This window comes from Methanospirillum sp. (genome assembly GCF_035560735.1).
GTDB lineage: Archaea > Halobacteriota > Methanomicrobia > Methanomicrobiales > Methanospirillaceae > Methanospirillum.
This window is the reverse complement of record NZ_DATMYY010000287.1, coordinates 1-13,197: the sequence shown is the minus strand read 5'-3', so window position 1 is coordinate 13,197 and position 13,197 is coordinate 1. Positions and strand designations below refer to the sequence as shown.

Here is a 13,197-nt window from a genome sequence, read left to right as displayed (position 1 = left end):
AATGTAAGTCGTGCGAGATTATTATTATTTGCGCTGCGAGAGCGTTGATCAGTAGTAACTCAGGGAAAAATAATGGCAACAGAACAATTGCATGTCCTTTTGATCGAGGACAACGAGGATCATGCATTTCTGGTGATGCATGAATTAAAAAAAGGTGGATATTCAACAGATCTCCTGAGACTGGACACTCTGCAATCAGTCTGTGATGCATTAGACTCCAAGGAGTGGGATGTTGTCCTCTGTGATTACTCACTTCCCGGGTTTACTGGTCTTGATGTTCTTCAGGAGTTCACTAAACGTGGGCTGGATATTCCTTTCATTATTGTATCCGGTGAGATCGGTGAGGATACTGCGGTCTCGCTGATGAAGAGCGGCGCCCATGATTATATCTTTAAAGGAAACCTGAAGCCTCTCATCCCTGTCATTCAACGTGAGATTCGCGAGTCAGAAAATCGAAGAAAGAACCGGGAAAATGATCAACGTCGTGAGGCAGAAGCCCGAAAATACCGCGCCATGATAGATGCGGCCTATGACGCTATAACCCTCTTTGATAAGGACATCCTCGTTGAATGCAACGCAACAACTTCAGAGATATTCGGGATTCATGGAGAAAATATTCTAGGAAAAAATATTCGTGATCTCTCTCCACCTACACAACCTGATGGGACCGAGTCAATTCTTTTCTTTAGCAGACACTATGAGGATGCAGTACGGGGTATTCCTCAGAATTTTGAGTGTATACTGAATCGGGGTGACGGTACTTCGTTTGATGCAGAGGTGACACTCAAGGTTCTAAAGCTTCCTGAAGGCCAGAGGACACAGGCAACATTTCGGGATATCACTGAACGCAAGCTCGTTGAGCGTGAAATCAAGGAGCAAATGGAGACCATACGTGAACTCCAGCAACAGGAGATGACGATGATCAATCAGAATCCTCTCCCGCTCCTTCTCATGGATCTCAATCTGTGTATTCTCAAGGTGAATGATTCGTTTCTTCTGATGAGCGGATACTCAGAGAGCCAACTCCTTTCTATGAAAGCCCATGATTTCAAGGTCCTGGAAAAGACTGGAATGGGACTCAAGGAAGCTTTGAGGACGAAGAAAGCTGTTACCGGTCATCTTGTTGTTGAGTTCCCTGCAGGGGTCCATCATATTGAACAGGACATCATCCCGCTTTTGGACAAGCACGATCAGGTGGTCAGTGTGATGTCCACCTATAAAGATCGGACCGAGGAGATCAGGAAGGAAAAAGAGATCCAGCGAATGATTCAGGAAGCAAAGGATCATGCGTTGGCATTAGATACCAGTGCAAAGGATCTTGCCGGGGCCTTTGAAAAAGTTTCTTCCGGTGATCTCACTACCGACATCATGGTCAGAGAGGGTGATCCTCTGGGGGTGGTTAAGAATGATGCAGTCAAGACTGTAGGTGCCCTCCGAAATGCCCTGCTTGAGGTTAACAGAGTATCTGGTCAGGTTTCTGATACGATGCAGGAGATCAACAAAGGATCAGAATCTATCGCCAAAGCAACACTCCAGGTGGTTCGTACTGTCCAGCAGTCTGCAGAGACCGGAAAGGACCTTATTGCTCACATCGAGGATATCACAGATCAGATCTCCACCCTCTCTGCTTCAAACGAGGAAATTACAAGCACTTCTCAGGAGATCCTCAAACATGCTCAAGATGTGACAGTGCGGGGAAGTGAAGCACAGTCCCTAGGCAACGAAGCAAATGACAGGATGGATGTGGTTAAGCGGATCGCTCAGGAGAGTGTTGAGGATATTGATGAACTCAACAATCAGATCCGTGAGATTAACAAGATCGTAAAAATGATCAATGACATTGCTGGTCAGATCAATCTTCTTGCCCTCAATGCTGCAATAGAGGCTGCCCGGGCAGGGGATGCTGGTCGTGGGTTTGCCGTGGTTGCAGGTGAAGTCAAGAACCTCGCTGCTGACGCCCGCAAAGCAACGGATCATATCTCTGATGTTATCAATGCCATCCAGCGGAGTAGTGAGAAGACATCAACCGCAATCCGCTCCTCACATTCGGAAATTGCGCATGGGGTGGATAGTGTGACCAAGACCATCGAAGCGCTAAATCAGATGGTAAACGGGGCATCCGAAGTAACCCGCGATATGCGGGAGATCGTCAAGGCCATCGAAGAGCAGGCAAATATTTCGTCGTCGGTTGTTAATACGGCACAGGAAGGAATCAAACTGACCGGTGATAACCTGAAACAGGTTGAAGAACTCTCAACCCTTGCTGAACAGGTCAGTGCCTCGGTTGAAGAGATCAACAGCGCAATAGTGGAAGTTGGTGATCTCACCGGTGAACTGAAGGATGAGATTCACCGGTTCAGGGTGTAAAACCCGGTTCTCTTTTTTCCCTTTGGTCTAAACAAATTAGAAGAAATTCTGTGTGATGTAGTAACTTGTTCCATCAAATGATGTTCCAAGTCCGATTACTCTGAATTCTGGAAGCAGCAGTGTTGTTTTATGTGAGATACTATTCATAAAGGACTGAATTGCAACTGATGCCACCTGGTCAGGGTCATCAGGATTTATTTTCCCGAACTGGTACACATCGCCGATTGGAATCTTTACAATATTTTCACTGATGCCATAGAACTTCTTTCCGTTCGGGAGGTATCGCGTCTGGTTGTATCCATGACGGGCTGCCCTGTCGATTGGGTTTTCTCCAGATGGGTTGACATGATCAAAGAACTGGCGATCTGCCATATCCTGGCTCTGATCCTCTGCAACAACATCAAGTGCAGAGTCACGTTTCAATTCGGTCAGGTTTCTCTTAGCCCGTTCGGCATTTGTATAATTTAGTACGAGTTCTGATATCCTCTCATTGTACCAGTCCTGGGGACGGGTATAGGTGTTGTTAATGGTAACCAGGTTACTACTTATGCTATTATCGCTCTCGTTGGCATCTTTGAGCAGTGTAAATTTGATCGTGAGCAGTGCACCGACGTAATATTTTCCAGCAGGAATGGTATCAGGCACTTTTCCGATAAGACCGGTTTCAACAGAATTTCCCGGACGAATAAACGAGACTTCTGTCTCACCGATTGGATAATCTGCCGTAGTGATGTTTTTGTCTGCTGAAAGGTACAGCGTGACCGAATCGGTCATTGATATCCTGTTGCCTTTGTTGTTTACCGTAAACCATGTGTATAGCGGGCTTCCCGGAGCTCCGGATGGAGCAGAATGAAGATCAGAAATGGCAAGATCAAAGGTGGATGATTCATTTTGAGCCGCTGCCACCGGAGATGGTATGATGAAAAGGATGCTCAAAAGAACAAGGAGTATTACGGGTCTTAGTTCCATGATATATCACTCCCGATCACAGGTTTAGTGATCAGGATAGTGAGGAAAGGTTCAGGCTCAGAGAATAATTAGTTCACGGTGTCCTATGCTTTTGTGGGCATGAAAGTAGGATGGGTCTAATATCTGAACCATCGCATCATGACGATTGCATCCTCAGTGTTAGCATAATATCCTGCATATTGAAACACTGGTTCATATCCGAGTTTTTTATAAAATTTCTGTGCGTTCTGGTTCGATATCCTGACTTCAAGCTGCATGGCTGTAGCGCCTTTGAGCATAACCTGATACTCTGCCCGTTGCACCAGGGCAGAACCAATTCCTGACCCCCGATGGAGCGGTGATACTGCAAGACTGCAGATATGGCCATATATATCTTCACCGGTATCCTCCACTCCACAGATGATGTACCCTGCGATTCCATTAGGTGAATCAGCAATAAAATTTGTATCAGGGAAAATTTCAAGAGCCTCTTTCAGAGTATCCCTGCTCCAGAAATCTGAAAATGATTTCTGTTCAATAAATTCAACAGCAGGGATGTCAGCCTCTTTCATTTTGCGGATCTGCAGACTCCTGTTCTCCATATTTCTGGTACTGGTTTGTCACTGCACTCTTATAGGGGCAGGGGGATACGTATAATCAGACTGGTGTCAGATACATGGTTCATATATATCCTTTTGCTGCCGTGAGACCTGCTGATGGAAAGGCACAGGAGATCGCTGCAGTCCCTTATGATGTGGTCAGTGCTTCGGAGGCACGAGAGATCATCACCAATCAACCGCTCAGTTTTCTTCGGATTAGTAGAGCAGATGCCCTATTGCCTGACACAGATCCATATTCAGATCAGGTCTATGCTCTATCTAAAAAGATATTTGATGAGTATATTTCTGATGGAATCTGTGTTCAGGAATCAGATCCCGCCCTTTACGTATACCGGGTTCTCCATGAGGGACGATCGTACACCGGTCTTTCATGCTGTGTGGATGCCCGTGAATACAAATCCGGGGTTATTCACCGTCATGAACTGACCAGGTATGACAAGGAAGAGGATCGGACAAAACACATCGATGCGATGGATGCCAATACCGGACCCGTTGTTTTACTTCATCTGAAGAATGATGTGGTAGCAACACTTCTCAATGAGTCAGTAGAAGGAAAACCTCTCATGGAGGTCACTGCAGCAAATGGAAGCATTCATCAGATCTTTGCGGTGCGTGACTCTGAAAAGATCAAACCAATTATTGAAGCATTTGGCAATATCCCGGCACTCTATATTGCTGATGGCCATCACCGCTGTAAATCTGCACTGAATGTTGCAGAACGCAGGATTGAAAAGGGTGTCAACATTCCTGAAGAGACTTGGCATGTTATGGGGGTTGTCTTTGCAGAAGACGAGGTGAAGGTACACGGGTACAGCCGTCTGCTAACCTCCCTGGGCGATTATACTCCAGAAACTTTTCTGACAGGCCTTCGTGCGGTTGCAACCATAACACCATTTGAAGGAGTTCAACCTTCTTCCTACTCAATCACTCCAAAGCAGAAGAAAGCTGGGCTTCATGTTTTTCATCTCTACCTGGAGGGAAGATGGTATGAGTGTGCAATACAGATCTCTGGTTCGGTTTCCCGAATAGATTCTCTTGATGTTTCTGTTCTGCAGGATCAGGTTCTGGTCCCGTTCCTTGGGATCACTGACTCACGGGGAGATGCACGGCTCCAGTACCTGGGTGGTGCACGCCCAATCCGCGATCTGATGGCAAAGGTAGACTCAAGAGAATACGTTGGAGCAATTGCCATGCAACCCGTTGATGTACAGACTGTCTGTGCGATTGCAGATGATGGTGGTATTATGCCCCCGAAGTCCACATGGTTTGAGCCAAAACTTCTGAGTGGGCTGCTTGTCCACCTGTTAGAATAATATCAGGTTCTTTTTTCGGAAGTTTGAGCTTCTGCTCTTCATAACTGCATACAAAAAAAGGTGTAGCCACCTCTGGTGGCTGGGCTCTTTTACGTTGTTCCAAGAACGCTTACCGGAGCTTCGATATCAGTGGCAGTGCTCATCATGGAGACCATGTCAGGTTTTGCCATCATGGCGATGACATCACTCTGGCATTTATAACTCCGTGCATGGAGTGTGTATGCTCCGCTGCCATTCTTTGCGTAAACCAGAGCGTAGTACCGGGAACCAGTTGTCGGGTACGTGATTCCGACGTACTTGTTTGAACCACTGCTCGTATCAGCACGGGTTGCTGCACAGGTACTGTACCGTGGATCGCAGTCTTTGTAGACGTATAATGAGAAATCAGGTCCGCAGTAACTGGTACGCATTGTGCTGACATCACTTGCAGACATCATTGACATTGGGATGACCTCATTACCACAGGGGCCTGTCAGGATCCACTCGATGTAGTTGCGGTCACCCATGATCTGATAGGTGTAGGTCTTTGCCTCTCCTGAATTCAGGTATCCGGTCTTGACATCATCTGCTGCCGGAGTACAACTGGTTCCCCCGCAGTTTGGATTGCCATAGCACGGGTCCGGGCTTGGTGGGTTGGGTCCGGTACATGTATTTGATGCATCCAATGTGAACTGACCATATCCAGATGAGGAATATACCACAACATACCAGGAACCTCTGTCAAGATTCAGGTACTTTACCTGATTATATGAGGTTTCTGACTTGTCGTAGTGAGCCATGATGTAGTTTTCATTTGGCCAGCTTCCGACCGGACTTCTCATGGCATAGATGTCAAAATCTGCTCCATAAGGTGCGTTCAAAACCAGCTGGGCCCCGCAGTCCACCTGGATTTCATAAGTTGCTGCCTGTCCCTGGTAGAGGTATCCACTCTTTGACCAGAAGTACCCGGAACTTGCCGACCCGGGTGCAATGCATGCTGCCATGACCACAAGGATCACTGCAGCAGTCAGATATCCTGAAATGTATTTCATTTTCCACTCCCCTAAAGTTGTACTATGCTCTGACTCTATGATCTTACTCAAGGTTCCTAATCAATCTTCTCCATTTATACAGAGGTGAATTGGTTCTTATTTCTCCTCATGATGGTGGAGCAACGGATGTTGCTGTGTACATCATTGACGAGAAATCGGGCCGCTTCATCATCATGACCACTTCGTCCTGGCAGGTATAACTCCGGCAGGTCAGGGTGTATGTTCCACTTCCCTGTTTAGCATATACTTGAGCGTAGTAAGTGGCTCCGGTCTGTGGATATGATATGCCGACATACCCGTCAGAACCTGATTCTGTATCTGCATAATCAGCGTACCACCCCCAGTTTCTGTGTTTTTCCTGTTTGTAGATGTAGAGATCAAAATCAGGACCACAGAATCTGGTTCGCATCGTTCGAATATCCCCGGCTGACATCATACTCATAGGGATGATCTCGCTGCCGCATGGCCCGGTGAGGATCCACTCGATATAGGATCGCTCTGCAGGAATGTAGTAGCCGAATGTTCTACTCTGCCCCTGAGACAGATATCCTGTTTTGACATCTGTTTTAACAGGAGTACAGCCTGGCTGACACTGACCGTCACAACAGCCATTATCAAAGCAGGAATCCCAATAGGGATGCAGAGGAACCGGGCATGTGCTGCTTCCTTCAAGCTGATACTGGCCACTTCCTTTACTGGCATAAACTGCCACACACCAGGTTCCCGGCTCAAGAGTGAGTGAACTGATTCCACCTCTTCCGATAGAAGCCCGGTCATGATGAGTTATGATGTAAGAGACTCCCTGACAGGAACTGAACGGGTTGTCGTTTTTCATCGCATAGAGATCAAATACGGTACCAACTGGTGCATGCAGCACAAGCTGGGTACTGCAATCGATCTGGAGTTGATGAACGATCCCTTGTCCTGAGTACAGAAGTCCAGATTTCGTCCAGGAGACCTGAGATCCAGCTGAAGCTGTACTCACGGCAAGGAGAAGGACGAGAAACAGCGTACATAAACCACTGTATAACCTGGATGAATTCATTTTTCCTCTCCTGCAGGGTGTCATCACCCTGTCATGATCGATACTATCCGGGTAGTGGATAATAATTCTTCTCCCACTTGAAAAAGAATAGTATGCTGAGTTTTACAAAAAGGAAAGGGGCCTTACTGGGTTTTTTGGGATGGCGGCCGGACCATTCGCTCTTCATCAGATCGATACATCTCAACAACCCCGCCTATGACGATCACTGCCGGGGGTTTGACACCTGCCGCAGTTGCCTTCTCAGCTATGGTTACAAGTGTTCCGATAGTCTCACGCTGATCAGGTCTGAGACCGCGTTCGATTACTGCAACCGGGGTCATGGGTTCTCTTCCAAATTTTATCAGCGTTTCCGCAATCGTGGGAAGATTTTTCACACCCATCAGGATTACGATCGTCCCTCTGCTTCGTGCTAGCCACTCCCAGTCGATAGCAGACTCTTCTTTTGTGGGATCCTCGTTTCCTGTGATCACTGTCACCTGCGATGCCCATTTCCTATGAGTAACTGGTATCCCAACTGACGCAGGTACGGCGATGGCACTTGTCACCCCTGGAACAACTTCAACCGGGATACCTTGTTCCCTGCAGGTTTCAAGTTCTTCTCCTCCCCTGCCGAACATGAAGGGATCACCACCCTTGAGCCTGACCACCCGTTTTCCTTCTTTGGCACGCTGGATCATGAGGTCTTCTATCTCACCCTGCTTGCGGGTGTGTTTGTCACCGTACTTACCTACATCAATCAGTTCAGCACGTTGTGGGAGGGAAGAGAGTACCTCGTCTCCTGGAAGCTGGTCATACAAAATTACTTCAGCCTGATCTATCACTTCTCTGGCCCGGATAGTCAGCATGCCGCACCCTCCCGGTCCTGAGCCTACCAGGAATACTTTTCCTACAGTTTCAGTCATGTGAAAGTCCCAGCCTCAAATAGGCTTCATCAATCAGTTCACGTCCGCCTTTCCGAATCTCGGTACCGAAAGCATGTGCCTGATCCAGATCGCCGATATTCTGTTCCAGCCTGAACACCCGATCTCCCTCAAGTGAGAGAACCTCCGTGATCAAATGGCGGTCTTTGCAGTATATCCCAAGAGGTGTATAGCACCCGCCACCTATCTCTTCCATGACTGCCCGTTCAATCAGGGTATCTGTTCTGGTGACCTCGTCATCAATGGTTGAGAGGATTCCCGTAACTGCTGGTTCTTCCCTACTTACTACGGCGATCGTCCCCTGGTTGGTAGAGGGGACATGGATTGCAGGATCAAGTCTGAATCCGGGAAGAGTAAGTGAGAGACGCTGCAATCCGGCCTCAGCAAGGACAATTGCATCGTATTCTCCGCCTTTCAGTTTTCCAAGACGAGTATCAACATTTCCTCTGAGAGGGAGTATCGAGATCCCTGACCAATTACGCTTCAACTGGGCAGTTCGCCGTGTGCTGGAAGTTCCGATGACTCTGATTGCATCGCGATCCTTCTCTGTCACGACATAATCTGCAGGAGAATCCCGTTTCAGGATTGCTGAAGTTGTCAGGCCTTTGGGTCGTTCAGCTGGAATGTCCTTCATCGAGTGAACGGCGATGTCAATCTCTCTGTTTATAAGGGCATCATCAAGGGCTCTGACAAAAACTCCCTGGCCACCTATCTCATGGAGAGGCACTCCGGTCTTCTCATCACCAACGGTAGAGATAAACACGAGTTCTGTTGTGACCCCCTCATTCTCAAGAAGCCCTGCAACCTTTTCTGCCTGTGTACGGGCCAGCATCGAGTTTCGGGTTCCAACTATCAGATGCATGCCTTGTATGCCTGGCTTATAGCCTCGATTTCATGTTCTGAGTGTGTTACTGAGATGAAATTTGTCTCGAACTGGGAAGGTGGGAGGAAGATTCCTGTCTTGAGCATTTTTTCCCAGAATGATCTGAATGCAGTGGTATCCGCTTCCTTGGCTTCACGGTAGTTTCTGGGAGGCTGGTTTCTGAAGTAATACTTGAACATCGATCCCATCCTGACAAATGAGCCCCCTTTCCCGGTGCATGCCTCTTCAATTATTGATGTCTTTGATTCAAGTTCTGTATACATTCCCGGGTGCTCATGTATCCAGTTCAGAGTAGCAATCCCTGCCGTGAGTGAGAGCGGGTTTCCGGAGAACGTCCCGGCCTGATATACCGGTCCGGCTGGTGCAACCATACTCATGATATCTTTTCTTCCTCCAAATGCCCCAATAGGAAGACCACCGCCAAGGATCTTCCCAAGTGTCGTCAGGTCAGGTTTTATCCCAAAGAACCGCTGGGCTCCGCCGATTCCAAGACGGTACCCGGTGATTACCTCATCAAAGATGAGCAGGACATCATGTTCTGCTGTCACTGCTCTCACATCCTCAAGATACCCCTTTTCAGGCAGAATCGGGCCGATGTTACCGAGTACCGGCTCCAGGATGAGTGCAGCAATTGATGATGCATCTTTTTCCAGAAGCGAGGAGAGTGACTCGATATCGTTGTATGGGATCTGTCTCGTATGCTTTACAAGATCAGCCGGAACACCTGCTGAATCCGGTTGTCCGAGTGTTGTGCATCCTGATCCAGCCTGAACTAAAACTGCATCATGTGCTCCATGAAATCCGCCTTCAATCTTGATGATATCAGTCCTGCCGGTGAACCCCCGTGCAAGTCTGAGTGCGGCCATGGTCGCTTCTGATCCTGATGAAACAAACCGTACCATCTCAATTGATGGATGGTCTCTGATCACCTGCTCTGCAAGTGTTATCTCCGCGGGAGCGGGTGTTCCGTATAGCCACCCGTCAGAGAGCTGGCCGATGATTGCTTCTTTTATGGCTGGATGGGCATGGCCGAGGATCAGGGGTCCGTATGCACAACAACAGTCGATGAGGTTTGCACCGTCTGCAGTTGTCAGTCTTGGCCCGTGTCCGGAGGTGATATAAAACGGGTATGGCTGTATTGCCCTGACAGGACTTGAAACACCGCCAGGAATTACCTGTTTAGCGATATTGTATAATTCACTGCTCTTCATCGATCCACCTGCATACTGATTCAGCAAAATAGGTGATTATCAGATCCGCTCCTGCTCTCCTGAGCGATATAAGACTCTCCATCACCACCCGTTTTTCATCAAGCCAGCCGTTCATGGCCGCTGCCTTGATCATTGAATACTCACCTGATACTTGATAGGCTGCTACTGGAAGGCCAAGAGTTGCAACATCAGAAATGATATCGCCAAACCATCCGGCAGGCTTGACCATCAGGATGTCTGCTCCTTCAGCAGCATCGAGTTCAGATTCTCTGAGCGCTTCGCGACGGTTTCCAACAGGTTCCTGGTATGTGGTTCGGTCCCCGAATGAGTATCCTGACTCTGCTGCATCACGGAACGGGCCATAAAGGCTGCTTGAAAACTTTGAGGAGTAGGACATGATTGGGATCTCCTCATATCCATTCTCGTCAAGTGCAGATCTGATGGCTGTCACCATTCCATCGAGCATACATGACGGGGCAATGATGTCTGCCCCGGCAGCTGCATGAGAGACCGCGATCTTCTGCATAAGGGCGAGTGATTCGTCGTTTTTTAGATCTATCCCGTCTCTGCAGTCACCAATGATCCCGCAATGTCCGTGTGATGTATATTCACATGCACAGAGATCCGTGATGATAACCATTTCAGGAACAACGGCCCTTATTTTTTTTATTGTCTGCTGAATGACCCCATCTGGAGCAAATGCCCCAGATGCTGTTTCATCCTTCTCCTTTGGTATTCCAAAGAGAAGGACAGCCTTGATACCAACGGATGCAAGGTTTTTGCAGACTTCATCAGCCATTTCTGGAGGATACCGTTCAACCCCGGGCATCGATGCGATTGGTACAGGAGATGCCGTTGTCTCATCAAAAAAAAGGGGGGCAATAAGGTCAGTCTTTGCGATACGGGTCTCGTTCAGGAGCGGGCGTATCTGGCGCCGCCTGAGTCGTCTCAATCTTATTTGCGGGAACATAGTCCTTCTCCTCTGATAATTGCCGATACCAGTTCTTCGGCCAGGGTTATCTCGCCCCTCTCGGCACAGAACCGAATCGACATGGTCACATCAGCCAGGAGTTTTCTGGTCAAAGCCCTGGTCAGATCCTCAACTATCTCACGAGCATGATCATCGTATCCCTGCAGTCTGGCAAATGCCCTGTCACGTTCGCGGACCCTGACTGTTTCAGCCCAGGTATGCAGGGTTGCAAGGGTCTCGTCTGCAGCCCGGCGGTTGTACTGTTTGATGAACTGATCAAGTTCTTCTTCAAGAAAGGCTCGGGCATGTGTGGCTGCCTCCTGCCTGAGCTGGGCAGTGGTGTCATTGACTTGTCTGAGATCGTCAATAGTAAAGAGGCAGACTCCGTCTATCTTTCCAACCTCCTCTTCCACATCACGCGGCTGGGCAATATCCACAATGATGATGGGTTTTACTTCCCCGTCGAGTGGCCAGGTTCTGCCTTTCATTGCCTCACTGACATCTTTAGCACGGATGACCGGGTGTGGGGCAGCCGTACAGCAGATAACGACGTCTGAAAGGGCAAGGTACCGGTAGAGATCATCCATCGGCACCGCTGTCCCGTCAATTTTGTGGGCAAGAACCCGGGCTCTGTCAAGCGTCCGGTTTGCGACATAAATGGCAGAAAGTTGTTTTGCTGCAAGAGCCTGTGTGACAAGTACTCCCATCTCCCCGCTTCCAAGGATAAGGATACGTTTTCCCTCAAGTGTATGCAACTGCTCTTCAGCAAGAAGCACTGCCGCTGACCCGACTGATATTGCCCCGTTGTTTATTCCGGTTCTTCTGCGGACCTCGGATCCTGTATGAATAGCCTTGTTGATACAGAGCGTCAGAATAGGACTAGCAACCCCGAGTTCTTCAGATTTAGTGAGAGTTCTTCTGAGTTGTCCGAGAATCTGATCTTCTCCGATGATAAGTGAATCTATCCCTGCTGCGAGTTCAAGCAGGTGAGAGAGTGCTTCCTTGTCCTGATAGAGTCTGAACTGTGATCTTCCTCTGCTCTCAAGAAATTCAACAAGGATATCCGGTTCACCATGAACAATGACTTCAACACGGTTACAGGTCTGCAGAAGTGCAACTCCTTTGAACCATTCCCGGGCTTCTGTAAGGAATACATCTTCATCAGCAAATCTGAACTCTTCTATCTCCGGAACTGAAGCGGTATGATGTGATATGCCTGCAATAGTCAGGGGAGCAAAGAGAGTTTGTCTCATGTCAGGTAGGTCTCTTTTACTCTCATGAGAGTATCCTCTGGTTCGCTTCGAAGACTCTTCCATACTGCAGGATCATGCAAAATTGCAGTCAGGATCTCTCTCCTCCTTGTTTCCGGAATCATTCTTGTCCGCATATCCATTCTGAGTTCTTCAGACAGGGAGATCATCAAATCGAGATCAGGCCACATATCTTCAATCTGTTCCCGAATAAAGCGGGAAACTGCCGGACTACCTCCGCTGGTACTGACTGCTATGGTATATCTGTCACCTGTAATTTTTGCGGGAAGGATTACATTAGAATGTGAGTCTGTAGCATTATTACAGAGAATCCCGTCAACTCTGCATCTGGTCGCAATTATTTGATTGAGATCCGGGTCTGACGTTGCTGTGATGACCAGAAAAGCTCCTCTAATGAGATCTGTAATTACAGTCTCATCCCGCGGTATTGTTGTACTGACCTGTTTAACCTGAATGGAGCCAAATGCAGGTGAAAAGGTTCGGCTGTAGACTGTAACATCAGCTTCACCGGCAAAGTATCGGGCCTTGCGTGCACCCACTTCTCCCCCTCCAAAGATGGTCACCAGCCTCTTTGAACAGTCAACCATGAGGGGTATCATTGTAAGAAATTTGGATCTG

The 13,197-nt window shown here is 48.2% G+C and carries 12 protein-coding genes; 2 read left to right on the top strand and 10 right to left on the bottom strand.

Features of this window, described 5'->3' with window-relative positions; translation table 11 throughout:
* Positions 1-72 precede the first annotated feature (72 nt).
* On the top strand, positions 73-2,367 hold the full coding sequence (locus VN429_RS08190) for a methyl-accepting chemotaxis protein (protein ID WP_325631951.1): 2,295 nt from the start codon (positions 73-75) through the stop codon (positions 2,365-2,367).
* Positions 2,368-2,403: 36 nt separating this feature from the next.
* Here the strand turns inward: VN429_RS08190 and VN429_RS08185 are convergent, their stop codons facing one another.
* Together VN429_RS08185 and VN429_RS08180 are read right to left on the bottom strand one after the other, a co-directional pair.
* A complete protein-coding gene (locus VN429_RS08185; RefSeq protein ID WP_325631947.1) occupies positions 2,404-3,336 on the bottom strand; it encodes a CAP domain-containing protein in 933 nt (310 codons plus the stop codon).
* Between the two features lie 116 nt (positions 3,337-3,452).
* The gene (locus tag VN429_RS08180; protein ID WP_325631945.1) at positions 3,453-3,917 is read right to left on the bottom strand and encodes a GNAT family N-acetyltransferase; all 465 of its coding nucleotides are present in this window, start codon (positions 3,915-3,917) and stop codon (positions 3,453-3,455) included.
* A 74-nt stretch (positions 3,918-3,991) separates the two neighbouring features.
* On the opposite strand from VN429_RS08180, the gene VN429_RS08175 reads away from it, so the two are divergent.
* Positions 3,992-5,248: a DUF1015 domain-containing protein gene (locus VN429_RS08175; protein WP_325631943.1), complete on the top strand. Its 1,257-nt coding sequence runs from the start codon at positions 3,992-3,994 to the stop codon at positions 5,246-5,248.
* Positions 5,249-5,337: 89 nt separating this feature from the next.
* On the opposite strand, the gene VN429_RS08170 is transcribed toward VN429_RS08175, so the two are convergent.
* From VN429_RS08170 to VN429_RS08135, 8 genes are all read right to left on the bottom strand, one after another.
* Positions 5,338-6,279, bottom strand: a complete 942-nt coding sequence (locus tag VN429_RS08170; RefSeq protein ID WP_325631941.1) for a hypothetical protein — start codon at positions 6,277-6,279, stop codon at positions 5,338-5,340.
* A gap of 106 nt (positions 6,280-6,385) precedes the next feature.
* Positions 6,386-7,324, bottom strand: coding sequence for a hypothetical protein (locus VN429_RS08165; RefSeq protein WP_325631939.1), 939 nt, complete (start codon positions 7,322-7,324; stop codon positions 6,386-6,388).
* 122 nt (positions 7,325-7,446) lie between these two features.
* Positions 7,447-8,226, bottom strand: a complete 780-nt coding sequence (gene cobA, locus VN429_RS08160; protein WP_325631937.1) for a uroporphyrinogen-III C-methyltransferase — start codon at positions 8,224-8,226, stop codon at positions 7,447-7,449.
* Positions 8,219-9,106, bottom strand: coding sequence for a hydroxymethylbilane synthase (hemC, locus tag VN429_RS08155; RefSeq protein ID WP_325631934.1), 888 nt, complete (start codon positions 9,104-9,106; stop codon positions 8,219-8,221). The genes cobA and hemC overlap by 8 nt, the downstream gene beginning before the upstream one ends.
* On the bottom strand, positions 9,097-10,338 hold the full coding sequence (gene hemL, locus VN429_RS08150) for a glutamate-1-semialdehyde 2,1-aminomutase (RefSeq protein WP_325631932.1): 1,242 nt from the start codon (positions 10,336-10,338) through the stop codon (positions 9,097-9,099). The genes hemC and hemL overlap by 10 nt, the downstream gene beginning before the upstream one ends.
* The gene (gene hemB, locus VN429_RS08145; protein WP_325631930.1) at positions 10,325-11,308 is read right to left on the bottom strand and encodes a porphobilinogen synthase; all 984 of its coding nucleotides are present in this window, start codon (positions 11,306-11,308) and stop codon (positions 10,325-10,327) included. Before hemB ends, hemL begins: the two co-directional genes overlap by 14 nt.
* Positions 11,293-12,561, bottom strand: coding sequence for a glutamyl-tRNA reductase (gene hemA, locus VN429_RS08140; protein WP_325631928.1), 1,269 nt, complete (start codon positions 12,559-12,561; stop codon positions 11,293-11,295). The genes hemB and hemA overlap by 16 nt, the downstream gene beginning before the upstream one ends.
* Positions 12,558-13,197: precorrin-2 dehydrogenase/sirohydrochlorin ferrochelatase family protein (locus VN429_RS08135; protein WP_325631926.1), on the bottom strand; the 640-nt coding region annotated here is incomplete at its 5' end. The genes hemA and VN429_RS08135, both read right to left, overlap by 4 nt.

Coding starts and splice junctions, on each gene's coding strand:
- VN429_RS08190 (WP_325631951.1), top strand. CDS start 73: ATGGCAACAGAACAATTGCATGTCCTTTTGATCGAGGACAACGAGGAT.
- VN429_RS08185 (WP_325631947.1), bottom strand. CDS start 3,336: ATGGAACTAAGACCCGTAATACTCCTTGTTCTTTTGAGCATCCTTTTC.
- VN429_RS08180 (WP_325631945.1), bottom strand. CDS start 3,917: ATGGAGAACAGGAGTCTGCAGATCCGCAAAATGAAAGAGGCTGACATC.
- VN429_RS08175 (WP_325631943.1), top strand. CDS start 3,992: ATGGTTCATATATATCCTTTTGCTGCCGTGAGACCTGCTGATGGAAAG.
- VN429_RS08170 (WP_325631941.1), bottom strand. CDS start 6,279: ATGAAATACATTTCAGGATATCTGACTGCTGCAGTGATCCTTGTGGTC.
- VN429_RS08165 (WP_325631939.1), bottom strand. CDS start 7,324: ATGAATTCATCCAGGTTATACAGTGGTTTATGTACGCTGTTTCTCGTC.
- cobA (WP_325631937.1), bottom strand. CDS start 8,226: ATGACTGAAACTGTAGGAAAAGTATTCCTGGTAGGCTCAGGACCGGGA.
- hemC (WP_325631934.1), bottom strand. CDS start 9,106: ATGCATCTGATAGTTGGAACCCGAAACTCGATGCTGGCCCGTACACAG.
- hemL (WP_325631932.1), bottom strand. CDS start 10,338: ATGAAGAGCAGTGAATTATACAATATCGCTAAACAGGTAATTCCTGGC.
- hemB (WP_325631930.1), bottom strand. CDS start 11,308: ATGTTCCCGCAAATAAGATTGAGACGACTCAGGCGGCGCCAGATACGC.
- hemA (WP_325631928.1), bottom strand. CDS start 12,561: ATGAGACAAACTCTCTTTGCTCCCCTGACTATTGCAGGCATATCACAT.